At 74.3% G+C, this 26522-nt stretch carries 21 protein-coding genes, 2 tRNA genes and 5 pseudogenes; 14 read left to right on the top strand and 14 right to left on the bottom strand.

Annotated elements, in window-relative coordinates:
* Positions 1-131: 131 nt before the first annotated feature.
* Genes KPL57_RS13225 through KPL57_RS13215 form a run of 3 tightly spaced genes read left to right on the top strand, consistent with a single transcriptional unit; the run spans position 132 to position 2268 of the window.
* On the top strand, positions 132-1463 hold the full coding sequence (locus tag KPL57_RS13225) for an MFS transporter (protein ID WP_226351832.1): 1332 nt from the start codon (positions 132-134) through the stop codon (positions 1461-1463).
* On the top strand, positions 1460-1954 hold the full coding sequence (locus KPL57_RS69665) for a hypothetical protein (RefSeq protein WP_226351831.1): 495 nt from the start codon (positions 1460-1462) through the stop codon (positions 1952-1954). Before KPL57_RS13225 ends, KPL57_RS69665 begins: the two co-directional genes overlap by 4 nt.
* Positions 1861-2268, top strand: a complete 408-nt coding sequence (locus KPL57_RS13215) for a D-glutamate cyclase family protein (protein ID WP_226351830.1) — start codon at positions 1861-1863, stop codon at positions 2266-2268. The genes KPL57_RS69665 and KPL57_RS13215 overlap by 94 nt, the downstream gene beginning before the upstream one ends.
* A 16-nt stretch (positions 2269-2284) precedes the next feature.
* Here the strand turns inward: KPL57_RS13215 and KPL57_RS13210 are convergent, their stop codons facing one another.
* Both KPL57_RS13210 and KPL57_RS13205 read right to left on the bottom strand, forming a co-directional pair.
* The gene (locus tag KPL57_RS13210) at positions 2285-3733 is read right to left on the bottom strand and encodes a DHA2 family efflux MFS transporter permease subunit (RefSeq protein WP_226351829.1); all 1449 of its coding nucleotides are present in this window, start codon (positions 3731-3733) and stop codon (positions 2285-2287) included.
* Between the two features lie 83 nt (positions 3734-3816).
* Positions 3817-4734: an alpha/beta hydrolase gene (locus tag KPL57_RS13205; protein WP_226351828.1), complete on the bottom strand. Its 918-nt coding sequence runs from the start codon at positions 4732-4734 to the stop codon at positions 3817-3819.
* A 91-nt stretch (positions 4735-4825) separates the two neighbouring features.
* Between KPL57_RS13205 and KPL57_RS13200 the strand changes: the two genes are divergently transcribed.
* On the top strand, positions 4826-5248 hold the full coding sequence (locus tag KPL57_RS13200) for a MarR family winged helix-turn-helix transcriptional regulator (protein ID WP_226351827.1): 423 nt from the start codon (positions 4826-4828) through the stop codon (positions 5246-5248).
* A gap of 63 nt (positions 5249-5311) precedes the next feature.
* On the top strand, positions 5312-6073 hold the full coding sequence (locus tag KPL57_RS13195) for an amidohydrolase family protein (protein WP_226351864.1): 762 nt from the start codon (positions 5312-5314) through the stop codon (positions 6071-6073).
* 90 nt (positions 6074-6163) lie between these two features.
* Here the strand turns inward: KPL57_RS13195 and KPL57_RS13190 are convergent.
* From KPL57_RS13190 to orn, 3 genes are all read right to left on the bottom strand, one after another.
* Positions 6164-6239: transfer RNA gene (locus KPL57_RS13190), tRNA-Lys, on the bottom strand.
* 49 nt (positions 6240-6288) lie between these two features.
* Positions 6289-6361 (bottom strand) — tRNA-His (locus KPL57_RS13185).
* Between the two features lie 64 nt (positions 6362-6425).
* On the bottom strand, positions 6426-7058 hold the full coding sequence (gene orn, locus KPL57_RS13180; protein ID WP_043280303.1) for an oligoribonuclease: 633 nt from the start codon (positions 7056-7058) through the stop codon (positions 6426-6428).
* Positions 7059-7137: 79 nt separating this feature from the next.
* Here orn and KPL57_RS13175 point away from each other — a divergent pair, with 79 nt between their 5' ends.
* Complete coding sequence (locus KPL57_RS13175; protein WP_226351826.1) at positions 7138-8697, top strand: helicase HerA-like domain-containing protein; 1560 nt, start codon at positions 7138-7140, stop codon at positions 8695-8697.
* On the opposite strand, the gene KPL57_RS13170 is transcribed toward KPL57_RS13175, so the two are convergent.
* From KPL57_RS13170 to KPL57_RS13145, 5 genes and pseudogenes are all read right to left on the bottom strand, one after another.
* Positions 8660-10330, bottom strand: a complete 1671-nt coding sequence (locus KPL57_RS13170; RefSeq protein ID WP_226351825.1) for a PH domain-containing protein — start codon at positions 10328-10330, stop codon at positions 8660-8662. The genes KPL57_RS13175 and KPL57_RS13170 overlap by 38 nt on opposite strands.
* Entirely contained in the window at positions 10327-10878 is a 552-nt protein-coding gene (locus tag KPL57_RS13165; RefSeq protein ID WP_020627359.1) for a PH domain-containing protein, read from the bottom strand. Before KPL57_RS13165 ends, KPL57_RS13170 begins: the two co-directional genes overlap by 4 nt.
* 156 nt (positions 10879-11034) lie before the next feature.
* Positions 11035-13188: a glycosyltransferase family 39 protein gene (locus KPL57_RS66400; RefSeq protein ID WP_308252864.1), complete on the bottom strand. Its 2154-nt coding sequence runs from the start codon at positions 13186-13188 to the stop codon at positions 11035-11037.
* Positions 13185-14471 carry a bifunctional glycosyltransferase family 2/GtrA family protein gene (locus KPL57_RS13150; RefSeq protein WP_226351823.1) on the bottom strand — a complete coding sequence of 429 codons (1287 nt, stop codon included), beginning with the start codon at positions 14469-14471 and terminating at the stop codon, positions 13185-13187. Before KPL57_RS13150 ends, KPL57_RS66400 begins: the two co-directional genes overlap by 4 nt.
* 83 nt (positions 14472-14554) lie before the next feature.
* Positions 14555-16629: pseudogene (locus KPL57_RS13145) on the bottom strand (glycosyltransferase family 39 protein).
* 213 nt (positions 16630-16842) lie between these two features.
* Between KPL57_RS13145 and KPL57_RS13140 the strand changes: the two are divergent.
* Positions 16843-17752: pseudogene (locus tag KPL57_RS13140) on the top strand (IS5 family transposase); the annotation flags it as partial.
* Between the two features lie 358 nt (positions 17753-18110).
* On the opposite strand, the pseudogene yaaA reads toward KPL57_RS13140, so the two are convergent.
* Positions 18111-18859, bottom strand: a pseudogene (gene yaaA, locus KPL57_RS13135) (peroxide stress protein YaaA).
* A gap of 288 nt (positions 18860-19147) precedes the next feature.
* Between yaaA and KPL57_RS13130 the strand changes: the two are divergent.
* Together KPL57_RS13130 and KPL57_RS13125 are read left to right on the top strand one after the other, a co-directional pair.
* Positions 19148-20457 (top strand): annotated as a pseudogene (locus tag KPL57_RS13130) (bifunctional o-acetylhomoserine/o-acetylserine sulfhydrylase).
* 25 nt (positions 20458-20482) lie between these two features.
* Positions 20483-21673: a homoserine O-acetyltransferase gene (locus KPL57_RS13125; RefSeq protein WP_226351863.1), complete on the top strand. Its 1191-nt coding sequence runs from the start codon at positions 20483-20485 to the stop codon at positions 21671-21673.
* On the opposite strand, the gene KPL57_RS13120 is transcribed toward KPL57_RS13125, so the two are convergent.
* The 3 genes from KPL57_RS13120 to KPL57_RS13110 form a co-directional block, all read right to left on the bottom strand.
* Positions 21625-22434 carry an SDR family NAD(P)-dependent oxidoreductase gene (locus tag KPL57_RS13120; protein ID WP_226351822.1) on the bottom strand — a complete coding sequence of 270 codons (810 nt, stop codon included), beginning with the start codon at positions 22432-22434 and terminating at the stop codon, positions 21625-21627. The two genes, KPL57_RS13125 and KPL57_RS13120, sit on opposite strands and share 49 nt — an antisense overlap.
* Before the next feature lie 23 nt (positions 22435-22457).
* Positions 22458-22868: a zinc-binding dehydrogenase gene (locus tag KPL57_RS13115; RefSeq protein WP_226351821.1), complete on the bottom strand. Its 411-nt coding sequence runs from the start codon at positions 22866-22868 to the stop codon at positions 22458-22460.
* 280 nt (positions 22869-23148) lie between these two features.
* The gene (locus KPL57_RS13110; protein ID WP_264198056.1) at positions 23149-23481 is read right to left on the bottom strand and encodes an alcohol dehydrogenase catalytic domain-containing protein; all 333 of its coding nucleotides are present in this window, start codon (positions 23479-23481) and stop codon (positions 23149-23151) included.
* Positions 23482-23616: 135 nt separating this feature from the next.
* Here KPL57_RS13110 and KPL57_RS72085 point away from each other — a divergent pair.
* From KPL57_RS72085 to KPL57_RS13085, 5 genes and pseudogenes are all read left to right on the top strand, one after another.
* Positions 23617-24060: pseudogene (locus tag KPL57_RS72085) on the top strand (hypothetical protein); the annotation flags it as partial.
* 65 nt (positions 24061-24125) lie between these two features.
* Positions 24126-24551 (top strand): helix-turn-helix transcriptional regulator, encoded by a 426-nt coding sequence (locus tag KPL57_RS69655; protein ID WP_226351820.1) that lies wholly within the window; start codon positions 24126-24128, stop codon positions 24549-24551.
* A gap of 74 nt (positions 24552-24625) precedes the next feature.
* A complete protein-coding gene (locus KPL57_RS13095; protein ID WP_226351819.1) occupies positions 24626-25081 on the top strand; it encodes a 2,4'-dihydroxyacetophenone dioxygenase family protein in 456 nt (151 codons plus the stop codon).
* Between the two features lie 93 nt (positions 25082-25174).
* On the top strand, positions 25175-26218 hold the full coding sequence (locus KPL57_RS13090; RefSeq protein WP_226351818.1) for an MFS transporter: 1044 nt from the start codon (positions 25175-25177) through the stop codon (positions 26216-26218).
* On the top strand, positions 26215-26522 hold a 308-nt coding region (locus tag KPL57_RS13085; protein WP_226351817.1), incomplete at its 3' end, for a hypothetical protein. The genes KPL57_RS13090 and KPL57_RS13085, both read left to right, overlap by 4 nt.

The raw sequence follows: 26522 nt of genomic DNA, 5'->3' as shown, positions 1-26522 counted from the left end.
CGGCGGGATGCCGCCCGCCGATGACCCGCTGTGCCACCGGTGTCGCCGTCTCGCGCGCGCCGGGTCTGCTCCGCCCACCACACCGCGATCACGCCTGCCCGCAGCAGCGGGATCCCCACCGGGAGACACCCATGACCCTATCAAGCGACGCCCCCACCGGGCGGGCCGCCGAGAGCCCCTCCACCCCGTCGCCGAGCCCGGCCCGGTCCCGCCGCGCGGCGCTGGCCGCCGCGTCCGGGACCGCCGTCGAGTACTACGAGTTCGGCGTCTACGGCTACCTCGCCGTCGTCATCGGGCCGCTGTTCTTCCCCAGCGCCGACCCGGTCGCCTCACTGCTGTCGACGCTGGCGGTGTTCGGCAGCGCGTTCCTCATGCGCCCGCTCGGCGGCATCGTCCTCGGCCGGCTCGGCGACCGCCTGGGCCGCAAGCCGGTCCTGGTGTTCACGATCACCGGGATGGGCACCGCGACCGCCCTGGTCGGGCTGCTGCCGACCGCGGCCACCGCGGGCCTGCTCGCCCCCGCGCTGCTGGTCCTCGCCCGGCTCGCGCAGGGCTTCTTCGCCGGCGGTGAGGTGACCGGGTCGGCCACCTACCTCGCCGAGTCCTCCCCGGCGGGCCGACGCGGCTTCTTCGGGTCCTTCACGCCGGTCGGGGTCGCCCTCGGTGGCGGCACCGCGGCGTTGGTCGCGGGGGTCACCTCGACCCTACTGACCGCCGAGCAGCTGAGCGCGTTCGGCTGGCGGATCCCGTTCCTGCTCGCGCTGCCGCTGGTGGTGCTCACCCTGATCGCCCGGCACCGGCTGGAGGACTCCGAGGAGTTCGAGCACAGCCGCGCGGCGGGCGAGCTGCCCAAGGCCCCGGTGCGGGAGGTGCTCACCCACCACCGGCGCGCGCTGGTGACCGTGCTGCTGCTGGCCACCGGGTCGAACGCGGGCTACTGGATCGGCCTGATCTTCATGAACATCTACCTGACCTCGGAGCTGGGCTACCCGAAGTCGAGCACGTTCTGGCTGATGGCCGCGATCGGGCTGTTCGTGGCGTGCCTGATGCCGCTCGCCGGAGCGCTGTCGGACCGCTACGGCCGCAAGAAGCTCATCGTCGCCGGGTTCCTCGGCTACTCCGTGCTGATCCTCCCGACGATGGCGTTGATGGGCACCGGCGACTTCACCCTGGCCGTCCTCGGCATGTTCCTGCTGGCCCTGCCGATGCCGGTCGTGCAGGCCGTCACCTACCCGACCTACGCCGAGCAGTTCCCGACCCGGGTCCGCTACACCGGCCTGTCCCTGGCCTTCAACGGCGGGACGATCATCGGCGGCGGTCTCACCCCGTTCCTCGCGACCTGGCTGACCTCGGTCACCGGCGACCCGCTCGCACCCGGTTACCTGCTGATGGTCGCGACGGTCGTCGCACTGCTGACCCTGCTCACCGTCCGCGAGACCGCCCGCCGGGAGCTGGCCCGGTGACCGCCGCGACGACGGCGCCAGCCACCCCGGCCGAGCTGCGGGCACTGGCCGCCGCCGGGAGCTGGACCGGGCCCACCGCGGGCCTGTTCGGCGGGTATCAGCAGGCCAACCTGGTGGTCGTCCCGCAGGCGACGGCGTACGACTTCCTGCTCTTCTGCGTGCGGAACCCGACGCCGTGCCCGCTGCTCGGCGTCGGCAACACCGGCGACCCGGTCGTCACCGTCGGGGACACCCGGGTCGACGTCCGCACCGACTTCCCGCGCTACCGGACCTGGCTCCACGGCGTCGAGGACGGCGAGCCGACCGACCTGCGCGACCGGTGGCGCGCGGACTCGGTGGCGTTCCTGCTCGGGTGCAGCCACACCTTCGAGGAGCCCCTGGAACGGGCCGGGTCCCGGTGCGGCGCAACCCGCGCTCGTCCGCGCCCGCCGTGTACGTCACGACCCGCCCGACCGTGCCGGCGGGCCGGGTGCACGGACCGCTGGTGGTGAGCATGCGCGCGGTGCCCGCCGCGCTCGTCGACCGGGCCGTCGAGGTGACGGCGCGCTACCCGACCGGGCACGGCGCGCCGGTGCACGTCGGGGACCCCGCCGCGATCGGGATCTCCGACCTGGCCCGGCCGGACTTCGGGCCGGAGCCGGTGGTCGAGGAGGGTGACGTGCCGGTCTTCTGGGCCTGCGGGGTCACCCCGCAGCTGGCCCTGCCCGGCTGTGGTGCCGAGTACGTGTTCACCCACGCGGCCGGGCACATGGTCGTGCTGGACCACTCCGTCGACGCCGCCGCGGGCGCCGCTCCGCACGGATGACGCCGCCGTCCCCCGCTCAGGCCGCGCGGGCGGGGGACGACGGTGCCGCGGGGAACAGTGCCGCGACCCGGGCCGCGGACGCCTGCGCCCGCGCCGTGGTCCCCAGCACACCGAGCACCACGACCACGACGGTCAGCGGCACCACGACCGCCCACGCCGTCGCCACCCCGGCGGCGGTGCTCGCCGCGGTGGCGACCACGGTCCCGCTGATCGCGACGCCGAACGACTGCCCGGCCTGCCTGCTGGTCGAGGCCACCGCTGCGGCGACGCCGGCCCGCTCGGGCGGCATCCCGTTCACCGCCGTGTTCGTGATCGGCGGGTTGAGCAGCGCGAACCCGCAGCCGAACACCCCGTGCGCGACGAGCACGAGCCACAGCGGGGTGGCGGGGGAGAGCTGGGAGAAGGTCAGCGCGACCGCCACCATCGCCGTCCCGCCGAGGACGAGCGGCAGCCGGGCCCCGCGCGCGGCGACCATCCGCCCGGCCAGCGGCGCGACCACCGTCGTCGCGACGGCGGCCGGCAGCAGGGTCAGCCCGGCCTGCAGGGCGCTGAGCCCCCGCACGTCCTGCAGGTAGAGCGCGGACAGGAACAGCAGTGAGCCGAACGCCGCGAACGCGCAGACCGCGATCACCGTTGCCGAGGTGAACGGGGCGCTCCGGAAGAACCGCAGCTCCACCAGGGGTTCGGGATGCCGCCGCTCCCAGACGACCAGCAGGATCAGCGCGCCGACGGCCAGCGCCACCAGCCCGAGCACCCCCGCCGACGACCAGCCCAGCCGCGGCCCCTCGATCACCGCCGCCACCGTCGACCCGAGCAGCGCCACCACCAGGAGCTGCCCCACCGGGTCGGCCCGCCGCGGACGGGCGGCCCGCGACTCCGGGACGAGCCGCGCCGTCAGGACCCACGCCGCCAGTACCACGGGGATGTTCACCCAGAAGATCGCCCGCCAGCCGACGGTGTCCACGAGCAGCCCGCCGAGCACCGGGCCGAGGCCCAGCGAGATGCCGACCATCGCGCCCCACACCCCGATCGCGCGGGCCCGCTCCCGGGCGTCGGTGAAGACGTTGGTGATGATCGACATGGCGACCGGGTTGAGCATCGCGCCGCCGAGGGCCTGCACCACCCGCGCCCCGATCAGCCAGCCGACCGTCGGAGCCAGGCTGCACAGCAGCGACCCGATGCCGAACACGACGAGCCCGGTCCGGAAGACGCGGCGGCGCCCGACCCGGTCCGCCGTCGCGCCGGCCAGCATCAGGAAGCAGGCCAGGACGACGGTGTAGGCGTCGACGGTCCACTGCAGCTCGGTGATCGAGGCGTGCAGGTCCGCGACGAGCGCGGGCAGCGCCACGTTGATGATCGTGACGTCCATCGAGACGATCAGGATGCTGGTGCAGAGCACGGCCAGGATCAGCAGCCGGTGCCGGCGTCCGGCGGGACCGGCCGGTACGACGACGTCGTTCCCCACGGCATCTCCTTGTCCGGAGCTAACGAACTGGGAGCGACGATAGCCTGCCCCGCGGTGCCGGGTGCGGCGGTCGTGCCCGATGCCTACAGGTGGGTGGAGTAGAGGCCGGCGAGCCGGTCGACCGCGGCGTCGACGTAGGTGGGCTCGTCGTACATCTCGTAGTGGCCCGCCCCGTCGACCACCATGAGGTCCACGGGGTTCGGGGCCGTCTCCCAGAGCCGCATGCCGGCCTCGGAGGAGCCGGTGGTGCCGACGCGCCCGGCCAGGACGACCTGCAGGGGTTGGGTCATGAGCGGGTCGACCAGGTGGAACGCGTCGTACCCGAGCAGCAGGGAGTCCCCTCGCGCGAGGCGGCGGTTCGTCGAGTACTCGCTCCCGCCCCGTCCGGTGCGGTAGTACCGGATCGCCTGTGTCGTGTCGATGTCGTCCACTCCGAGCGCGGCGGCCTCCTCGGCGTTGTCGGGGAGCCACTTCTCGCGGGTGAGGTGTCCTGCGCGGTTCTCGGCCGAACGGGCGTCCGCCATGGCGTCGAGTGCGGCGACGGGGCCGTCGGGCGCGCCGCGGCGGAACGCGGTGCCGATGTCCACGGGGACGACCACGCCCACGGCCCTGATGCGGTGGTCGGTGCGGGCGGTGTGGACGGCGTACCCGCCACCGGCGCAGATGCCGAGCACGCCGATGCGCCGGGGGTCGATCCCGGCCGTGGTGTCCAGTGCGTCGAGTGCGTAGCTGATGTCCTCGCCCCGCCGGTACGGGTCCTCGAGGTCGCGCGGCTCGCCACCACTGCGCCCCTGGTGGGCCGGGTCGAACACGAGCGCGGCGATGCCGCGGTCGGCGAGGCGGCGGGCGTACTCGGCGCCGATCTGCTCCTTGACGCTGCTGCCCGGGGGCGACAGCACCACGGCAGGCCGGGGAGTCGACCCGTCGGTGCCGGGGGGCAGGTGGAGATCGGCGGCGAGCCGGATGGGCCCGCGCGGGATCGTGATGTGCTGCAGTGGCACGGGAGCCCCTCCGTCTAGGGTCGACAGCGGTCGAAGTTCGACATGCAGGTAGTTCGACTTCGACTCTGTTCGACATCGTACGGAATGGGAGGTGCTCGTGTCGGTCGACGCCGCGCAGCTGTGGTCGCTGAACCATCGGCTGCTGACCGTCGTGCTGGAGGAGTGCGTCGCCGACCTGGCGGAGCTGGGCCTGGAGACGAAGGAGTTCTTCGTCCTCGCCGAGGTCGCCACGTCCCCCTACCCGGCCCAGCTCGCCGCGACGCTGGTCATCCCGAAGGCGAGCGTGACGGCGTACGTGCGCACCCTGGTCGGCCTCGGTTACCTGCGCCGGGAGATCGACGACGCCGACCTGCGCCGCCACCGGCTCGTCCTGACCGCCGAGGGGGAGGCGGCCCGCGACCGGGCGCTCGCCGCGCTCGCGCGGGAGTTCGACCGCAGGCTCGCGCGGATCCCGCCGCAGGACCGGGCCGAGCTGGCGCGGATCCTGCTCGCCCTGCTCGGGCCGGTGGAGTAGACCGCCGGGGCCTCGCAGGATCTCGTCGGGGGTCGGCAGCCCTGTAGCCCGCTAGCCTCGCAGCTGCCCGGCGACGTCGCCGGGCAGCTCGTCCGGAAGGTCAACGACCGCACGGCGGCGGCCGTCGCGGCGCACCCGGACCGCTTCGCCGCGCTGCCGACGGCCGTGCCGGAGGCCGCCGCGGACGAGCTCGCCCGCGCCGTCGGTGAGCTCGGGTTCGTCGGATCCATGATCAACGGCCGGATCGGGGGCGGGTTCCTCGACGAGCCCCGGTTCGACCCCGTCCTGCGGCGGTCGGCGGAGCTGCGGGTGCCCATCCATCTGCACCCGGGCGTCCCGCCGGTCGAGACCTCCCGGTCGAACTACGAGGGCGGGCTCGACCCGATCGTCACGGCCCGGCTGCAGACGAGTGCCTGGGGCTGGCACGTCGAGACGGGGACCCACTTCCTCCATCTCGTCCTCGCCGGGGTGTTCGACCGGTACCCGGACCTGCAGCTCGTCCTCGGCCACTGGGGCGAGATGGTCCCCTTCTACCTCGAGCGGATCGAGGAGGCCCTTCCGCAGCGGATCACCCGCCTGGACCGTCCGGTCGGGGACTACTTCCGGGAGAACGTCCACATCACCCCGAGCGGGATGTTCAACCAGGCCCAGCTCCGGTTCTGCGTCGAGACGGTCGGGGTGGGCCGGATCATGTTCAGCGTCGACTACCCGATGCTGGGCAACGACGGCGCCCGGGCGTTCCTCCGCGAGGCGGACCTGCCCCCGCTCGCGATGGAGAAGATCGCCCACCTCAACGCCGAACGGCTGCTGGGGCTGCCGGGATGAGCACGGCCGGGAACCGTCGGCACCATGAGCTGGAGGGGACAGGACGAGCTGTGGGGGTAGGACGATGACGTCCTACCCCCACAGAATCGGTGGTGCGCCGTCAGGGACTTGAACCCCGAACCCGCTGGTTAAGAGCCAGCTGCTCTGCCAATTGAGCTAACGGCGCATGTGTACTTGTCCGTCGCACGGCTCTGCTGCTGCAGAATCGGCGACCGGGTGAGTGACGGGACTTGAACCCGCGGCCCCCTGGACCACAACCAGGTGCTCTACCAACTGAGCTACACCCACCATCGCGATCTCCCGGACTCCCGGAAGCGCTGGAGAAACTATAGACCGGGGTCCGCGGGAGCCCTCAGCCGGGGGTCGTACCGGTCTGCGGGGGTGCCGCGACGTGCGCGACCGCGGCCGCCGCGGCCTGCGCCTGCTCGGTCGTCGGACCGGGCGGGGCCACGAACAGCGCCTGCCGGTAGTAGGCCAGCTCGCGGATCGACTCGCGGATGTCGGCGAGCGCGCGGTGCGCGAGGCCCTTCTCCGGCTTGGCGTAGAACACCCGGGGGAACCAGCGCCGTGCCAGCTCCTTCACCGAGCTGACGTCGATCATCCGGTAGTGCAGGTACCCGTCGAGCTCGGTCATGTCCCGGGCGATGAAGCCGCGGTCGGTGGCGATCGAGTTGCCGGCCAGCGGCGCGGACCGGGCGTCCGGGACGTGGGTGCGGACGTAGTCGAGCACCATCTTCTCGGCCTGCTCGACCGTGACCGTCGCGCGCCGGACCTCCTCGGTCAGCCCGGACCGGGCGTGCATGTCGCGCACGACGTCGGGCATCGCGTCGAGCTTCGCGTCGTCGCAGGCGATGACGACGTCCACGCCCTCGCCGAGAATGTTCAGGTCGCCGTCGGTGACCAGGGCTGCGATCTCGATGAGGGCGTCGGACCCCAGATCGAGCCCGGTCATCTCGCAGTCGATCCACACCAGCCGATCGGTCATCGTCACAGCCTAGGCGACATCGGTGCGACGGGCGCGAGCCTCGCCCGCCACCGTCGGGGGTGTGCCCTAGGCTCGCGCCGTGGCTGACGACACACCCGCTCGCACCATCGCCGCCGGATACGTCACCGACGGGGCCGCGCTGGAGCTCGGCACCGTCCTCGTCGACGGCGTGTGCGACCCGCAGGCCAGGGTCCGGATCCCGCTCACGACGCTGAACCGGCACGGCCTGGTGGCCGGGGCGACCGGTACCGGTAAGACGAAGACGCTGCAGGCGCTGGCCGGGCAGCTCTCCGACGCCGGGGTCCCGGTCCTGCTCGCCGACGTCAAGGGCGACCTGTCCGGCATGGCCCGGCCGGGTGAGCCGAACGACAAGGTCACCGCCCGCGCGACCGACACGGGCGACGACTGGGTCCCGACCGCGTACCCGGTGCAGTTCCTGTCCCTGGGCGACGGCGGCGTCGCCGTCCCGGTGCGGGCGACGCTGACCCAGTTCGGCCCGATCCTGCTGGCGAAGGTGCTCGGCCTCAACGCCACCCAGGAGTCCACCCTCGGCCTGATCTTCCACTGGGCCGACCAGCGCGGGCTGCCGCTGCTCGACACCAAGGACCTGCGCGCGGTCATCACCCACCTCACCTCCGACGAGGGCAAGGCCGACCTCAAGGGCATCGGCGGGGTCTCCCCGGCGACGGCCGGGGTCATCCTGCGGGCGCTGGTCAACCTGGAGGCCCAGGGCGGCGAGGAGTTCTTCGGCGAGCCCGAGTTCGATCCCGCGGACCTGATGCGTCAGGTCGACGGGAAGGGGGTCGTCACCCTGCTGGAGCTGGCCGAACGCGCGGCGAACCCGGTGTTGTTCTCCACGTTCCTGATGTGGCTGCTCGCCGAGCTGTACGAGGAGCTGCCCGAGGCGGGCGACCTGGACCGGCCCAAGCTGGTGTTCTTCTTCGACGAGGCGCACCTGCTGTTCACCGACGCCTCGAAGGCGTTCCTCGACCGCATCGAGCAGACCGTCAAGCTCATCCGGTCCAAGGGCGTCGGGGTGTTCTTCTGCACCCAGCTGCCCACCGACGTGCCGAACGAGGTGCTGTCCCAGCTGGGCGCGCGGATCCAGCACGCGCTGCGGGCCTTCACCCCGGACGACCAGAAGGCGCTGTCGCGCACGGTACGGACCTATCCGAAGTCCGAGGTCTACGACCTGGAGTCGGCGCTGACCTCGCTGGGCACCGGTGAGGCGATCGTCACGGTGCTGTCCGAGCGCGGCGCGCCCACACCGGTCGCCTGGACCCGGCTGCGGGCCCCGCGCTCGCTGATGGCCGCCCTGCCCGTCGACGACGTCCGCGCCGACGCCGCCGCCTCGTCGTTGCAGGCGAAGTACGGACAGATGGTGGACCGCGAGTCGGCCTACGAGAAGCTCACCGCGAGCATCGCGGCCGGGCCGGGTGGCGAGGCGACGCCGGTCGGGGCGCCCGCCCCCGCTCCGGAACCGGGCCAGGCCCCGCCACCCCCGCCGCAGGACTCGCCGGGCGGCGGGATCTTCTCCAAGATCGGGGACTTCCTGCAGTCACCGACCGGTCGTCAGCTCACCACCACGGTGACCCGCGAGATCACCCGCAGTCTGTTCGGGACCCGTCGGCGTCGCTGACCCGCGGGGGGACCCGGAACGGCGCGACCGGGTCCGGGGTGACCGCGGCCATGAGCGCGACGGCGTCGGTGGGGTCCAGGTCCAGCACCTGCACCGAGCCGCCGCCCGCGGCGGTGGTCGCCTCCAGCGTCAGCACCCCGGCGCGGCGCTGGAACAGGCTCTGCCGTATCCGCCAGCCGATGACGCCGTCGCGGCGCAGCGCGGTCGTGGTGCGCAGCAGTGACCCGTGTCGGGCGACGAGGTAGTGCTCGTCGAGTCGGTGGCCCAGGGCGCGGTAGCGGTCCAGCGCGAGCGGTACGGCCACCATGACCAGCGCGACGCCGACCACGACCGGCCACACCGCGGCGTCGAACCAGGCGAACACCCCGAGGGCTGCGGCCGGGACGAGCGCGGGGCCGACCGCGCGGACCAGGCGCCGGGTCCGGGCCCGCGGCGGGTGCGCCCGCAGGGGTCCGTCGGTGACCGGGCCGGTCGCGCGGGTGGCCGTCGCGGCGACCGTGTGGGCGTGCGTGCGGCGCACCGGCGGGCCGAGCGCGCCGCTGCCGGAGTCGGCGTCGTCGCCGGCCAGGCCGACGGCCAGCGCCCCGGCCTGGGCGCCGCCACCCAGGGCCCGCACCAGCAGCGGCTCGGACACCGTCACCCCGCGCAGCCGCTGCTCGGACACCGACAGCGAGCGCTTGGTCAGCAGGCCGCGGCGCACCCGCAGCGTGCCGTCGGGCTCGCGGCTGAGCCGGTAGTCCCACCAGCGTTCGACGAACAGCACGATGCTGCCGACCACCATGACCAGCAGCAGCGCACCGACCGCGACGAGCACCGTCGCCCAGACCGGCGCGGTCGCCAGCTCCCCGGCGACGGTGTCGGCGCCGGGCAGCGAGCGCGGGTCGAGACCGGTCTCGTTCAGCAGGTTCCAGCCCGCGCCGGCCAGCGCGCCGATCGCGGCCAGCGAGCTGACCGTCAGCGGGGCATAGCGCAGCGAGGACCAGTCGATCCGGTCGAGCTCCTCGCCGGCGGGCTCCTCCCGGTCCGCCGGGCCGCCGGCGGAGCCGCTCCCGTCGGCATCCCTCCCGTCGACCCCGACGGGCGCCGTCCCGGTCCCGCCGGGGTCGCTCCCGGCGGCGGCCGTCGCCGGGCCGGCCGCCGTGGCGGGCCGGGCGAGCAGTTCGCGGCGCAGCCGTTCGGCCTCGTCGGTGGTGACGGCGTCGAGGTCGAGGCCCGCGTCCGACCTGCTCTGCCCGGATCCGACCTTCACCACCGACAGCCCGACGATCCGGTGCAGCAGCGGTGCGGTCAGGTCGACGGTGCGGATCCGGTCCCGCGGCACCGAGCGGCGCTGCCGGATCAGCAGCCCGCTGTGCAGCTCGACGCGCTCGTCGGTGATCCGGTAGCGGGTCGTGCGCCACCGCACGACACCCGCCGCGACGGTGACGACGACCGCCGCCCCCGCGATCCAGACCTGGGTCGAGTTGCCGCTTCCCGCGCCGAACAGGACGAGCACGACCAGCGCGGGGGCCAGACGCAGCAGCGCGGTGGCCGGGCCGACGAGCAGCATCTGGACCGGCAGCCGCCGCCACTCGACCTCGTCGGGGGGCGTGCCGGTGCCGGTGCCCGTGGCGGGTGCGTCGGGCTCGGTCACGTCGCGTCCCCGCTGTGCCGCCCGGTCGTCTCGGTGAGCCGTCGGGCGAGCTCGGCGGCGGCCTCGGCGTCGAGCCCGGCGATGCGGACCGGGCCGCGGGCCGACGCGGTCGTGACGGTCACCGTGGCCAGACCCAGCGCCTGCTGCAGCGGCCCGTGCTCGGTGTCGACCGTCTGCACCCGGGGGATCGGCGCGATCCGCCACTCCCGGACCAGCCAGCCGGACCGGGTGTAGACGGCGTCCTCGGTCACCTCCCAGCGGTGCAGCCGGTACCGCAGACCGGGTACGACGAGCGTCCCGACCAGCAGCCACAGCACGGTCAGCACCCCGGTCGCGATCAGCAGCCCGTGCCACGGGACCGCGGGCAGCAGGAACCACGCGACGACCTGGCCGACGAGCAGCACGAGCGGGACCGGCACCGCCGAGAGCCGCCACCACCAGATCGCGCGGGGATCCAGCCGGTTCGCGGGTGGGCGCAACGGGAGCGGCAGCGCGTCGGTCGGGATCCCGGGTCCGGGGTCGCCGGTGCGGGGGCCGGTGGCGGTCATGGCCCCACTCTGCCGAACGGAGCGCGCCGGGAGCATCCGCGCGCGCCGTCGGGGCAGCACACTGTGGCCGAAAGTGGGGTGCAGCCGAGTGGCACACCAGCTGCACCCGTCGACCGGTGACGGGTACCTGGTGTGCCACTCGGCGAGCGGCGACGGTCAGTGGGTCTGCGCGGACAGGTCGTAGACCGTGGTGCCGTCGACGGTCGTCGCGGTGTAGTCCTGCGCGACCCAGGCGGTGATCTCCGCCCCGGTGCCGCGAGCGCCGCCGGGGCCGCCCCGCTGGCCGCCGCTGACGAAGTACCGGATGTCGCCGTTCGCGACGTACTGCCGGAACTGGTCCAGGGTGGGGGAGGGGTCGCTGCCGGAGAAGCCGCCGATCGCCATGACCGCGGTGTCCCCGCCCGCGGCGAGCATCATCGACGCCGCGCCCTGGGAGCCGATCGTCGCCGCGGCCCAGCGGGCCGGACCCGCGTCCCGTAGCAGCGCGACGAGCTGCGGGCCGGTCCGCTCGGTCCCCGGACCACCCCCGAACATCCCGCCCGGCCCACCCGCACCGGTCTGTCCCGCACCGGTCTGTCCGGTACCGGTCTGTCCGGTACCGGGTTGCGCGGCACCGTCCGGGAGACCACCACCGGCGTCGGCCGGGGCCCCGGTGGCCCCGGGCGCGGCCGTCCCGGCACCGTCGGCCCGGTCGCGATCGCCCCGCCCGTCGCGGAACCCGCCCGGGCCCCGGTCGGCCCCGGCGACCTCCGGCCCCGCGGTCGGGATGGAGCCCTCGTGCGGGGTCGCCACGGTCTGGACGGCGTAGGCCGCCGGCGCGGCCACACCGCTCAGGATCGCGACGCCGACGGCCACGGCGAGCCACCGCCGTCCCCGCGCGGGGGCCAGCAGCGCCGCACCGGACACGACGCCCGCCACCAGCACCACCCAGCGCAGCCAGGGCAGGAACTGCGGCGACCAGCCGAGCAGCACGAACGCCCAGACCGCGGTCCCGACGGTGGCGACGGCGAGCACCCCGCGGACCCACCGGAGGTCACGGTGTCCGAGCAGCTCGCGGCCGCCGACCGCGACCAGCGCCGCGATCCCCGGCGCCAGCGCCACCGTGTAGTACGGGTGGACGATCCCCTCCATGAACGACAGCACCAGCACCGTCACCAGCGTCCAGCCGCCCCACACGAGCAGCGAGCCGCGGACGGCGTCGGTGCGCGGTGCGCGTCCACGCAGCACCAGTGCCGCGACGAGCAGCAGCAGCGCCGCCGGGAGCAGCCAGGAGACCTGGGTGCCGAACGACGTCCCGAACATCCGCAGGAACCCGGCCTGACCGCCGAAGACCGCGCCGCCGGGACCGCCCGGGGGCATGCCGCCACCGCCGGGGGCGCCACCCGGGAACGGACCGCCCGGGAACGCGCCGCCGGGGAACGCACCGGCCGCGGCGTCGCGCGCGGTGTCACCGCCCCGGCCACCCTCGCCGCCGACGATCCGGCCCAGCCCGTTGTAGCCGAAGGCCAGGCCGAGCGGGGTGTTGTCCCCGGACCCGCCGATGTACGGGCGGGCGTCGACCGGCCACAGCGCGACGGCGAGCAGCCACCAGCCGGCACCGACGACGATCCCGGCACCCCCGACGAGCAGCTGCCACACCCGTCGCCACGGACGGCCGGGCGCGGCCCACAGCCAGGCCAGGGCCAGACCGGGCAGCACCAGGAACGCCTGCAGCGACTTGGCCAGGAACGCGAACCCCAGCACCAGTCCGACCGCGGCGATCCACCGGGTCCGGCCGTCCTCCAGGCCCCGGACCAGCAGGTACGCCGCCAGAACGAGCAGCAGCGTGAGCATCGCGTCGGGGTTGTCGAAGCGGAACATCAGCGCCGCGACGGGCGTGAGCGCCAGCAGCGCCCCGGCCAGCAGCCCGGCGCCGTGCCCGGACACCCGGCGGACCGCGGCGTACAGCAGCCCGACCGCCGCGACGCCCATCAGCGCCTGCGGCACCAGCAGGCTCCAGGACGAGAACCCGAAGATCCGTGCGGAGATCTCCATCGGCCACAGCGATGCGGGCGGTTTGTCGACGGTGATCGCGTTCTCCGGGTCGAGGGACCCGAAGAAGAACGCCGTCCAGTCGTTCGCCCCGGCCTGCACCGCGGCGGCGTAGAAGGAGTTGGCCCAGCCCGAGGCGGCCAGGTTCCACAGGTAGAGCGCGCCCGTCGCGACGAGCAGCGCGACGACCGAGACGGGTCGGGTCCAGCGGCGCGGACCGTCGGACGGGGGCGGAGGAGCGTCGGACCGGGTGGGGAACCGGTCGAGGGTGCTGGTCACGCGGCGGTCGCCTTCTCGAGCTGGGAGGGGGTGGACCGGGTGCGGAACACCCAGGAGCGGAACAGGACGAAGCGCAGCACCGTCGCGACCAGGTTGGCCGCGACGATCACCGCGGCCTCGACGGCCAGGTGCGCGCCGGGGGCGATGGCGCCGAGCACGGCGAGGGCGCCGGTGGTCAGGACGAGGCCGAGCGCGAACACGATGAGGCCCTGGAACTGGTGGGTGACCGCGCGGTCCCGACCACGGACGCCGAAGGTGAACCGCCGGTTCAGCGCGGTGTTGGCGACCGCGCAGACCAGCAGCGCGACGACGTTCGCCGCGATCGGTCCGAGCGTCCCGCGCAGCGCCAGGAACAGCAGCAGGTTCGCCACCGTCGACGCGACGCCGATCGCGGCGAAGCGGGCCAACTGGAACGGCATCGCCCGCGGCACCCCGGGGACCTCTGGCGGGGCCAGCGGCGCCCGCCCGAGCTGCGCGCGGACCTCGGCCAGCGGCAGCGCACCCGTCGCCAGTGCTCGGCCGACCCGCCACACGCCCTTCAGGTCCGCGACGGCCGTCGCCACGATGTCCACACTGGAGTTCGGGTCGTCGACCCAGTCGACGGGCACCTCGTGGATGCGCAGCCCGGACCGCTCGGCCAGCACCAGCAGCTCGGTGTCGAAGAACCAGCCGGTGTCCTCGACCAGCGGCAGCAGCCGCCGGGCCACGTCGGAGCGGATCGCCTTGAACCCGCACTGGGCGTCGGAGAAGTGGGCCGAGAGCGCGCCGCGCAGGATCAGGTTGTAGCTGCGCGAGATGAACTCCCGCTTCGGTCCGCGCACCACCCGTGACCCGCGACCCAGCCGGGTCCCGATCGCCAGGTCGGAGTGCCCGGACACGAGCGGGGCGACCAGCGGGAGCAGCGCGCCGAGGTCGGTGGAGAGGTCGACGTCGCAGTAGGCGAGCACGTCGGCGTCGGAGCCGGACCAGACGTGGCGCAGCGCGCGGCCGCGGCCCTTCTGGTCCAGGCGCACCGTGGTGACCTCGGCGATCTCGGCGGCGAGGCGCTGCGCGATCTGCGGGGTGGCGTCGGTGCTGGCGTTGTCGGCGACGGTGATCCGGAACGTGTAGGGGAACCCGGAGGAGAGGAACTCGTGCAGGCGCCGCACCGAGGACTCCAGGTCGCGCTCCTCGTTGAAGACGGGGACGACGATGTCGAGCACGGTCCGGTCGCGGTCGGACGGACGCGCTCCGGGGCGTCCCGGGTGGGTGCCGGTTGCGGGGCCGGTGACGACTGTGGTCATGGGGTCGACGATCGGGTCCCGGGCTGTCGTGGCGGTGTGATCGACCTGTGCGTCGGCTGTGAGCCGGGCGTCCTGTCGTGGGATCACGACGCGCCCAGGTCGTAGAGGGTGACGCCGTCGACCGTGTGGGCCGGGAACGTCGCCGCGACCCACTCGGCGATGAGGCGCGCGTCGTCGCTGCCACCGGAGGCGGTGGAGATCATCCCGGTGCCCGCGGAGCCGATGAACCAGTGGATCCGGTGCTGCGCCACCATCTGCTGGAACTGCGCGAGCGTCGGGTAGGGGTCGGTGCCGTTGAACCCGCCGACGGCGAGCACCGGAGCCCCCGACGCGAGCTGGTAGCCCGCCGCCTGCATCGAGGTCACCGTGGCCGCGGCCCAGGTGAAGCTGCCCGCGCCCGCCGAGATCAACCCCGTGACCTGCGACGACGGCGTGGGCGCGCTGAGGATGCCCCCGGGGCCGCCGCCGCGCCCGCCGGCGCCGCCCGGCCCCCGGGTGGGTCCGCCACCGGCCCACCGGGCGCCCGGCCCGCCCGGCCCGCCCGCCGTCGCGGCACCCGGTGCGCCCGCGGTCCCACCGGTCCCGGCCCCGGTCGCGCTGGCGCCCGCGGCCGCTCCGCTCTGCCCGGCCGCTCCGCCGGGCCCGGTCGCGCCCGGTGCCCCGGCGGCCCCACCGGTGATTGCTCCGGCCGCACCGGATGCGCCGCCCGGGGAGCCGGCCCACGGCCCGCGCATCGTGCCGTGACCACCCCGGACCCCGCCCGGGCCGGACGCGTAGCCCGCCGGCCCGGAGCTCGGGATCGCCCCGGTGTGCGGCGTCGCCGCCGTCGCCAGCGCCCAGGCGGTCGTCCCGCCGGCCCCGGCCAGCAGCGCCGCGGTGAGCACCCCGGCCGCGAGGACCCGCGGCATCCGGTGCACCCCGAGCAGCGCGAGCGCCGCGCCGAGCCCGACGACGAGCACCGCGGGGCGCAGCCACCAGAGCCATTCCGCGGGCAGCAGCGCGTACGCCCACACCGCCGTCGCCGCGACCGCAGCGGCCAGCCACCACCGGGCGGCCGCGGACGCACGGTCGTGCCACAGCGTCGCCCCGCCGATCCCGACCAGCGCGGCGACCGCCGGGGCGAGCGCGACGGTGTAGTAGCTGTGCACGATCCCGGCCATCAGGCTGAAGGTCAGCCCGGTGACCAGCAGCCAGCCGCCCCACAGCACCGTCGCGGCGCGCAGCGGATCGGTGCGCGGTGCCCGCCGGGTCCGCCACAGCAGCACCCCGAGCAGCACCAGCGCCGCGGGCAGCAGCCAGGACGCCTCCCGGCCCATCTCCGAGCCGAACAGCCGCAGCAGCCCGGTCTCGCCCCAGCCACCGGCGCGTCCGCCCGCGCCTCCCCCGACGGAGCCGACCTCGTCGCCGGTGAGCCGGCCGACGCCGTTGTAGCCGAGGACCAGCTCCAGCACGCTGTTGCCCTGGGAGCCGCCGATCCAGGGCCGGTCCGCGGCGGGCCACAGCTCCACGACCAGCACCCACCAGCCCGCCGAGACCAGCAGCGCGACCCCGGCGGCGAGCAGCGCCCGGATCCGCGGCCACCAGGCGAGCGGGGCGGCGAGCAGCCACACCGCGGTGAACGCCGGCAGCACCAGGAACGCCTGCAGCATCTTGGTGAGGAAGCCGTAGCCGACCAGCAGGCCGACGAGCACCAGCCACCGGGTGCGGCCCTGCTCGACCGCCCGGGTGAGGGCGTAGGCGGCGCCGGTCAGGACGAGCACGAGCATCGCGTCGGGGTTGTCGAAGCGGAACATCAGCACCGCCACCGGGGTGAGCGCGAGCGCGGCCCCGGCGAGCAGACCGGCCCCGGCCCGGCGACCCGCCGCACCGTGGCGTGCAGCAACGCGACCGCGCCGACGCCCATCAGCGCCTGGGGCACCAGCACGCTCCAGCTCGACAGCCCGAACAGCCGCACCGCCAGCCCGATCGGCCACAGCGCCCCCGGCGCCTTGTCCACGGTGATGCCCCCGGCCGCGTCGGAGGCGCCGAAGAACCACGCCGACCAGCTCTGCCCACCGGCCTGCGCGGCCGCGGCGTAGAACGCGTTGGCCCAGCCCGAGGCCGACAGCCCCCACAGGTAGAGCGCGGCCGTCGCGGCGAGCAGCACCGCGAGCGGCAGGTGCCGCCACCGGCGGGTCGGCGGGGGAGACGGGGTGGGGGGGCGGGCCGGGGCCGGGACAGGGTGCTCGTCACCCGGGGGACGCTGCTCCGCCGCGCTGTGCGGAGCCGGTGATCGACCTGTGAACCACCTGTGCCGGTCCGTCCCGGCCCGTCGATCAGTACATGTGGGCGGTTCGTCCGTGCTGCGACAGCCCTCAGAGCGTGTTTGGAAATGGTGGGTGTGTCGGGATGGTCGACACGGCTGGGGTGCTCCATCGTGGTCGGCATGCAGGAACGACCGCGCCGGTACCCCTCGGACACCAGTGATGCCCAGTGGGTGGTGATCGAGCCGTTGTTACCGCCGCTCGCGCGGCGGGGGCGGCCTGTTGCTCATGCTCGTCGGGACGTGCTGGACGCGATCTTGTATGTCGTGCGGACCGGGTGTGCCTGGCGGGCGTTGCCGGTGGACTTCCCGCCCTGGCAGACCGTCTACTGGTACTTCAACCAGTGGGAACAGCAGAAGGTCACCGAGAAGATCCTCCCGGTCGTGCGGGGGCAGTTACGTATCGCCGAGGGCCGTGATCCGGAGCCGAGTGCGGGGATCATCGATTCCCAGTCGGTCAAGGGCGCCGACACCGTCGGCCAGGACTCCCGCGGCTACGACGCCGGGAAGAAGACAGGCGGACGGAAACGGTTCATCGTGACCGACACCCTCGGTCTGCTGCTGACCACGATGGTGTGCTCGGCCTCGGTACAGGACCGCGACGGCGCCAAGCCGATCCTGCTCAACCTCTACCTGCGCACCAGGGTGCGGTTCGTCTACGCCGACGCCGGCTTCGCCGGGCGACTGCTCGACTGGGCCGCCACGATCCTGCAGACAACGATCGAGATCATCCGCAAGCCACCCGAGCAGCGCGGATTCACCGTCCTCCCACGAAGGTGGGTGGTCGAACGGACCCTGGCCTGGCTCACCGCACACCGACGCCTGGCCCGAGACTACGAACGCCACCCCACCACATCCGAAGCCATGATCCGCTGGGCCGCGATCAACACCATCACCCGCCGCATCGCCCGTGGATACCCCGCCACCCGCCAGCAGAAACACACGACACCCTCAACCCACTAGAATTTCCAAACACGCTCTCAGGGACCGGTCGTGCCGCGCGACGGGGACGGTGCGGTGGTGGGGCGCGCGTTGCGCACCCGGACACGACGGACGGCCATCGGTACGCACCTCCCCGCTCGCACCGCGCGATCCTGCCGCGCCACCGGTCCCTCCGGCCGGTCGTGACCCTGCCGGACGCCGCCCCGGCCCGCCACGGGTTTTCCACGCCGCCGGCCGACGGCGGCCGCCACGCGCGCCGGCCGGGCCCCGCGCCGGGCCGGGCCGTCACGGCCGGGCCGTCACGACCGGGCCGTCACGACCGGGACCATCACGACCGGGACCGGCACGACCGAGGGCCGGCACGGCGGGCGTGTGCCCGGCTCCGGGATCCGGGCTCAGGCCGGGATGACGAGATCGAGGTGGTTGCCGTCGCGTTCCACCAGGTGCCCCGCCCGCCGCGCGATCCGGGCCACCGCGCCGGCGTCGGCCGGCTCGGCCCGCGAGGTCGCCAGCAGCCGCGCCAGGCCGCCCTTGTGCGACTTGTTGTGGTGGCTGACCACCGAGCGCGACCCGTCCGGGCGCTGGGCCAGCACGTTCACCGTGACCGCGCCGGGGACCGTGCCGAGCGCGGCGTAGCCGCCCGAGCGCAGGTCGACGACGAGCTCGCCCTCGGCGATGCGCGCCAGCAGCGGGTCGAGCACCGGGCGCCAGCGCGCCGCGAGCGTGCCCGAACCGGGCAGCTTCGAGCCCGCCGAGAGCCGGTAGGGCGGGATCGGGTCGTCGGCGGAGAGGAGCCCGAACAGCGCCGAGCACACCGCGAGCCGGGACCGGGCGCGGTCCCGGGTGGCGCGGGTGAAGGACCCGGCGTCGAGGGCGTCGTAGAGCACCCCGGTGTAGCGGTCCAGCGCCGGCAGGGTCGGGTTCGTGCGCAGCGCGGCGTGCGGTCGATCTCGGCGTCCTGGCGCTGCGAGACCCCGAGCGCGGCACGCGCGGCCGGACGGTCACCGGCCAGTGCGACGAGCTCGTCGCAGAGCTCCGCGCGGACGGGGCCGAGGTCGGCGTCGTGGGAGAGCGCGGTGAGGTCGAGCGGCGGGCCGTCGCCGCCGTCACGCTTGGTCTCCGAGGGCGGCAGCAGGACGAGCACGGCGCCACAGAGTAGTGATCACCGCGGACGGCCGTTGTGCCCGCCGGGGGACCGCACTACGTTCGGGTGTGTGACCTGCCTGGTGGCGCGCATCCACGTCGACTGCATGCGGATCACGAGCGCGTCCTGTCGCCCCTGTCGCTGACCCGCGCTCGTCCGAGGGCCCACGTACGCGTCCGCCCCGCCACAGTCCTGTAGCTACCCCTGTAGCCGCCGCGATCGACCGACCCGGGCACGGCCCGCCTCGGCACGCTCACACCGGCGGTCGACCCGAAGAGGAGTCCCACCGTGACCGACCCCGACATCACCGCCAACTGGTCGTTCGAGACCAAGCAGGTGCACGCCGGCGCCGCACCCGACCCGACCACCAATGCCCGGGCGACGCCGATCTACCAGACGACGTCCTACGTCTTCCGCGACACCGACCACGCCGCGAACCTGTTCGGGCTCGCCGAGTTCGGCAACATCTACACGCGGATCATGAACCCCACCCAGGACGTGCTGGAGCAGCGCGTCGCCGCGCTGGAGGGCGGGGCCGCGGCCCTGGCCGTCGCGTCCGGGCAGGCCGCGCAGGCACTGGCGATCCAGAACATCGCCGAGGCCGGGGACCACATCGTCTCCAGCGCCTCCCTCTACGGCGGCACCTACAACCAGTTCCACTACACCTTCCCGAAGCTGGGCATCGAGGTCACCTTCGTCGACGACCCGGACGACCTGGAGGAGTGGAAGGCCGCGATCCGGCCGAACACCAAGGCCCTCTACGGCGAGACGCTGGGCAACCCGCGCGGCAACATCCTCGACATCGCGGCCGTCGCCGGCGTCGCGCACTCCGCCGGGGTCCCGCTGATCGTCGACAACACCGTCCCGACCCCGTACCTGGTGCGGCCGATCGAGCACGGCGCCGACATCGTCGTCGAGTCCCTGACCAAGTTCCTCGGCGGCCACGGCACGTCGGTCGGCGGCATCATCGTCGACTCCGGGAAGTTCGACTGGGTCGCCAACAAGGACCGGTTCCCGGGCCTGACCAGCCCCGACCCGAGCTACCACGGCGCGGTGTTCACCGACGCCGTCGGCCCGATCGCCTACATCATCAAGGCCCGCGTGCAGCTGCTGCGCGACCTCGGCCCGGCGATCTCCCCGCAGAACGCGTTCCTGATCCTGCAGGGCATCGAGACGCTGTCGCTGCGCATCGACCGGCACAACCAGAACGCCCAGGCGCTGGCCGAGTGGCTGGAGGGTCGCGACGAGGTGGAGAAGGTCCACTACGCGGGCCTCCCGTCGAGCCCGTGGCACGAGCTGCAGAAGAAGTACCTGCCCAAGGGCGGCGGCGCAATCGTGGCGTTCGAGCTGCAGGGCGGGGTCGAGGCGGGCAAGAAGTTCGTCAACGCCCTCGAGCTGCACAGCCACCTCGCCAACATCGGCGACGTGCGCAGCCTGGTCATCCACCGGCGTCGACCACGCACAGCCAGCTGTCGGCCGAGGAGCAGATCGCGTCCGGGGTCACCCCGGGCCTGATCCGGCTCTCGGTCGGTCTGGAGGGCATCGAGGACCTCAAGGCCGACCTCGACGCCGGGTTCCGCGCCGCGAAGGGCGCATGAGCGCGGATCTGATTACCTGGTGTCCGTGAACGACATCGAGCCCCCTCCCGCCAGCGGTGCCTGGCGGGAGGGGGACGACCCCGGCCGCCGCCGGTTCCTCGACCTGCCCGCGCCGCTGAAGCTGGCGGCCGGCGGGGAGCTTCCCGGCGTGCGACTGGCCTACGAGACCTGGGGCGAGCTCGCGCCGGACGGCTCCAACGCCGTCCTGGTGCTGCACGCCCTCACCGGCGACGCGCACCTGGAGGGCCCGGCCGGCCCCGGGCACCCGACGCCGGGCTGGTGGCCCGGGCTGATCGAGCCGGGCGGCCCGCTGGACCCGGCGCGCTGGTTCGTCGTGGCGCCGAACGCGGTCGGCGGCTGCCAGGGCAGCACCGGCCCGGCGTCGCGGGCCCCGGACGGCCGGACCTGGGGCAGCCGGTTCCCGACGGTCACCGTGCGGGACACCGTCGCCGCCGAGCAGTACCTGGCCGACGCGCTCGGCATCGACGCGTTCGCCTGCGTGATCGGCGGCTCGATGGGGTCCATGCGCTCCCTGGAGTGGGCGGCGACCGAGCCCGACCGGGTACGGCGGCTGTTCCTGCTCGCCGGGCCCGCGGCGTCGTCGGCGGACCAGATCGGCTGGGCGAGCCCGCAGATCCAGGCCATCACCTCCGACCCGCACTGGCACGGCGGCGACTACCACGACACACCCGAGGGGCCGTGGCGCGGACTGGGCGTCGCCCGGCGGATCGCGCACCTGTCGTACCGGTCGGGCGTCGAGCTGGCGACCCGCTTCGGCCGCGACCCGCAGGCCGGCGAGGACCCGCTCGACGGCGGCCGCTACGCCGTGGAGTCCTACCTGGACCACCACGCGGACAAGCTGGTGCACCGCTTCGACGCCGCGTCCTACGTGCGGCTGACCCAGGCGATGAACCACCACGACGTGGGACGCGACCGGGGCGGGGTGGCGTCGGCGCTGTCGCGGGTGAGCGCCCGCACCTACGTCGCCGGTGTCACCTCCGACCGGCTGTACCCGCTCGCCGAGCAGCAGGAGCTGGTCGACGGGATCCCGCGCGCCGACCCGCTGAAGGTGATCGACTCCCCGTACGGGCACGACGGGTTCCTGGTGGAGACCCCCACGGTCGCCCGGCTGCTCGGGGAGCTGGGACGAGGCGGTCTGAGGCCAGCTCAGGCCGGGGTGTGCGAGAGCGCCAGCGCACCCCCGTCGATCGGGTAGACCCCGCCCGTCATGTAGCTCGACGCGTCGGAGGCCAGCAGCAGCGCGAGCCCCTTCAGCTCGTCGGTGTGCCCGATCCGGCCCAGCGGCACCGTCTCGCGCCACACCGCCTCACCCGGGTCGAAGCCCGCACCGATGTTGGTGCGGAACGGGCCGGGCGCGATCACGTTGACGGTGACGCCGGACCCCGCGAGGTCGAGGGCGGCCTGCCGGCCGAGGCTGACCACCGCCGCCTTGGTGGCGGTGTAGGAGTAGGCGACCATCGGGTCGGTGCGCAGGCCCGCCGTCGAGGCGGTGAGCACGATCCGGCCCCGCCCCCGCGGGCGCAGGACGGCGGCCGCGGCACGCAGGGTGTGCAGCACACCGTCGAGGTTCACCGCCCGCACGGTGTCCCAGGCGTCGATCGGGAACTCCTCGACCCGCCAGCCCGGCTCGGTGAAGCTCGCGCCGACCGAGATGCCGGCGTTGGCGAACACCCCGTCGAGACGGCCGGCATCGGCCTCGGCCGCGCGGACAGCCGCCGCGACGGCGTCGCCGTCGGTCACGTCGACGACGTGTCCGGTGACCTTCCCCCCGCGCTCGCGCAGCCGGGCGGTCTCGGCCTCGACCCGGCCGGGGTGCAGGTCGAGCAGCGCGACGTGCGCGCCGGAGTCGGCGAGCACCTCGGCCACGGCCAGGCCGATGCCGGAGGCGCCACCGGTGACGGCGTAGCCGCGACCGGTGACGTCGAACAGGGAAGCGGCGACACGGTTGTCGGACATGGGGTTCCTCTCGGGGCAGGGACTCAGACGGTCACGTCGACGAGGGTCTTCACCACGTCGTCGGTGCCGTGGCCGGACAGGGCGGACACGGCGTCGGCCAGGGCGACGCGGCGGACCGGGAGCGCGGCGACCGCCCCCGCCCGGCGGCCGACCAGCGCGGCGGCGGTCGCGAACTCGGCCCCGGTGCAGCAGCTCGACCCGAGCACCGCGACCTCCTTCGCGGCGAGCAGCCCGGTGTGCACCGGACCGGCGGCGGAGGTCAGCCCGACCGCGACGACCGTGCCGCCGGCCCGTACCAGGTGCAGCGCGGTGTCGAGGACGGCCGGGACGCCGGTGGCGTCGAGCACGACGTCGGGCCCGTCCGGGCCGGCGAACGCGCCGACCTCGGCGACCAGCGCGTCCGGGTCGGTGGTGGTGGTCCGGCGACGCCCCACAGCGCGCCCGCCCGCACCCGGGCGGGCGACGGGTCGACCAGGAGCGTCTCGACCCCCGCGTCGGCCAGCACCAGGCACACCCCCTGCCCGACGCGCCGCCGCGCCCCGAACACGACCGCCCGGTCGCCGGGCCGGACCCGCCCGCGGGCGACGGCGTGCACCGCCACCGACACCGGCTCGACGAGAGCGGTGACCCCGGGCTCGACATCGCCGACCGCGACGACGTTGGCCGCCGGGACCGCGAGCGCCCCGGCCAGCCCGCCGTCGAGGTGCACCCCGATCACGCGCAGGGCCGGGCAGGCGTTGACCGTGCCCGCGGAGCACAGCCGGCAGGCCCGCAGGACAGCAGCGGCCACACCGCGACCCGGGTCCCGGCGGCGAGCCGGCCGGACGGGTCGTCGAGCACCTCGGCGGCGATCTCGTGGCCCTGGATCCGGGGCAGCCCGCGCTCGGCGCCGGACAGGGCACCGGCATCGCCGTCGAACAGGTGCAGGTCCGAGCCGCAGACCCCCACGACGAGCGGGCGCACCAGCACCTCGCCCGGGCCGGGGACCGGGTCCGGGACCTCGGTCACGACGAGCCGTCGCGCGTCGGTGGTGACGGCGGCGATCATGGTTCTCCTCTGGGCCGACGGCGGTGTCGGCCGTAACGTAGGTCCGCCGATCGCCGAGCGACATGGCGCGCAGCGCAGCGCACCCGGCAATCCGCGCAGGGCGAGCGGCCGTGGTACGAGGAGGTACGACGGGCGATGAGGATCGACACGACCGCGTTCGAGCCGCACCGGCAGGCCCGGCACTGGCAGTCGGTGATCAGCGACGTCTACGTCCCGCTGGAGTTCCGGCCGCACACCACCGGCTCGTTCGCCGCCGAGCTGGAGGTCCACCGGGTCGACGACCTGGAGGTCAGCACACTGCGGGCGGACCCGCACGCCGTCGTCCGGGCACCGGACCGCGACGCCGCGACGATCTTCGTGATGCTGCCCCGCTCCGGGGCGCTGCACGTCGAGCAGGACGGGCGCACCGCGCTGCTGCAGCCGGGCGACCTCGCCTCCTACGACGCGTCGCGGGCCTGCCTCATCGAGTCCCGCGAGCCGTTCGACCTCAAGGTGCCCGCGGAGCGGTTCCGCACCGCGGGCTTCGCCGTGCCACCGACCTGGTCGACCGCGGTCCGCATCGGCGCCGAGAGCCCGGTCGGGTCGCTCACCGCGCCGTACGTGCAGCGGCTGGCCGAGCTCGGCGGGCGCACGACCGGATCGGGGTGCGGGCGTCGACGATCGCGCTGCTCGCCGCCGCGCTCGGCTCGGCGGGGGAGGACCCGCGCGACGCCCGCGCGGTGCTGCGCGCCCGCGCCACCGCGGTGCTGCGCGACCGGCTCGGCGACCCGTCGCTCGACCCGGCGCGGATCGCGGCCGCACTGCACGTGTCGCTGCGGACGCTGCAGGTCGCGTTCGCCGAGGTCGGGTTGTCGCCGGCGCGCGAGCTGCTGGCCGCGCGCCTGGATCGGGCGGCCGATCTGCTCGCCGACCCGGCCGGCCGCACCGTCACCGAGGTCGCCCACGCCGTCGGGTTCGGCGACCCGTCGCAGTTCTCCCGCTCGTTCAAGGCCCGCCACGGCAGCTCGCCGCGGGACTGGCGGGACGCCCTGCGCGAATCCGCAACCGCTCCTGCGCGCACGCACATGTGAGCCGGGCCACCTGCTGCCTACGTTCTGCCGGTCCCGTACGCCAGGGCCCCGATGCAGAGACGCAGGGAGTCACCATGACCCAGCTGTTCGACCCGACCACCACACCCGACACCGCCCCGGCAGGCCCCTACCCGGCGTCGCGGCTGGCGATCACCCGGGAGTTCGAGGTCCCCGACATCCACGTGCCGCCGTCGGAGGAGGCCTCGCCGTGGGTCCCGTGGGGCGACAACGCCGCGATCCGGCACCTCGCCTTCGACGTGCGCAACAACAAGTTCTCCAACGTGCTGTGGGTCAAGGGCGGCGGCCGGCTCGGGGTGCACCGGCACTCCGGCGCGGTGCGCGGGTTCTGCCTGGAGGGCTCCTGGCGCTACGAGGAGTACGACTGGGTCGCCACCCCCGGCGCCTACGTCCACGAGAACCCCGGGGTGCAGCACACCCTGGTCTGCGACGACCCGAACGGCATGAAGACGCTGTTCTGGATGGAGGGCACGCTGGAGTTCTACGACGACGCCGGCGCCTCGACGAGCTGATGGACGTCTTCTGGTTCATCGAGCACTACGTGACGTACTGCCGCGCCCACGGCATCGCCGTCAACGACGCGCTGTTCGTGTGAGGCCCGGCCGATGACCTCCACCTCTCCCACCCCGCCGCTCCCGGTGCGCTCCGAGGCCGACGTCGTCGAGGCCATCGAGGCATCCCGCGGCACCACCGGCCGGATGCGCTGGGTCTGGGTGCTCGCCCTGGGCGGCATCTTCTTCGAGGCCTACTCCAGCGCCGCGCTCGGCTCGGCCCTGGACGCGCTGAACCGCCAGCTCGCGCTCACCCCGCTGGAGCTGTCGGTCGTCACCAGCACGTCGATGCTGGTGGCACTGCTGCTGTGCCCGGTCGCCGGACGCCTGTCCGACCGGTGGGGCAGGCTGCCGATGATCCTGGCGGCCAAGGTGCTCGCCGTCGTCTCGACGGTGCTGGCGACCGTCTGGCCGTCGTTCGAGCTGCTGGTCGTGTCCCGGGTGCTGGCCGGTGCCTCCTGGGCGCTGGACTTCGCCGTCGTCATGGCCTACATCGCGGAGTGGCTGCCGCGCCGCCACCAGGGACGGCTCAACCGCTGGCAGGGCATGTGGTACGTCGCGACGACGTCGAACCTGCTGCTCACCGTGGCCGTGTACGCCCTCGGCGTGGGCGACGACATCTGGCGCTGGTCGCTCGCCAGCGCCGGCGTGATCGCGGCCCTGCTGGGCGTCGCGCAGTGGTTCCTGCTGCCCGAGTCGCCGCGCTGGCTCGCGTCCCGCGGCCGGGGTCCGCGAGGCCGCCCGGGCGCTGCGCACCGTCTACCTCGTCGACGTCGAGCAGCCCGACGCGGACCTGCCGCCGGCCCGCGACGTCGTGCAGGTCACCGGCATGCAGGGGCTGGCCGAGATGTTCGGCGGGCGCTACCGGCGCCGCACCCTGCTCGCGTCGATCACCTTCATGATGCAGGTCTGGAGTACTACGCGATCGGCTGGTACCTGCCGATCATCGCCCTGGCGCTGTTCGGGGAGGGGTTCGTCGCGGCCACGCTCGGCGCGGTCCTGTTCAACCTCTTCGGCATCATCGGCGGCTTCGGGTCGACCCCGGGTCGCCCCGCGCTGCGGATCCGGCGGTCGATGCAGATCGGCTCGCCGGCGTGACCGTGCTGCTGGGCCTGTTCTTCCACACGCTGCCCACCTGGGCGGCCATCGCGATCCCGGCCCGCGTTCCTGCTGCTGCACTCGGCCGGACCGGCGCCGGGCGGCGCGAGCCTGGCCGCGCTGGCCTACCCCAGCCACTGCGGGCGCTGGGCTCCGGTGTCACCAACACCGCGGGCAGCACCGGTGCCGCGATCGGGCTGTTCGTGTTCCCGCTGCTGCTGGCCCACGGTCGGGCCGCAGGGCGCGATCCTGGCGACGGGCGATCGCCCCGGCCATCGGGTTCGTCGCCTCGACGGTGCTGCGC

Source organism: Pseudonocardia sp. ICBG601, from assembly GCF_020496245.1.
Note: the sequence above shows the minus strand (reverse complement) of the source record. Positions and strands in the feature narration are given on the sequence as shown.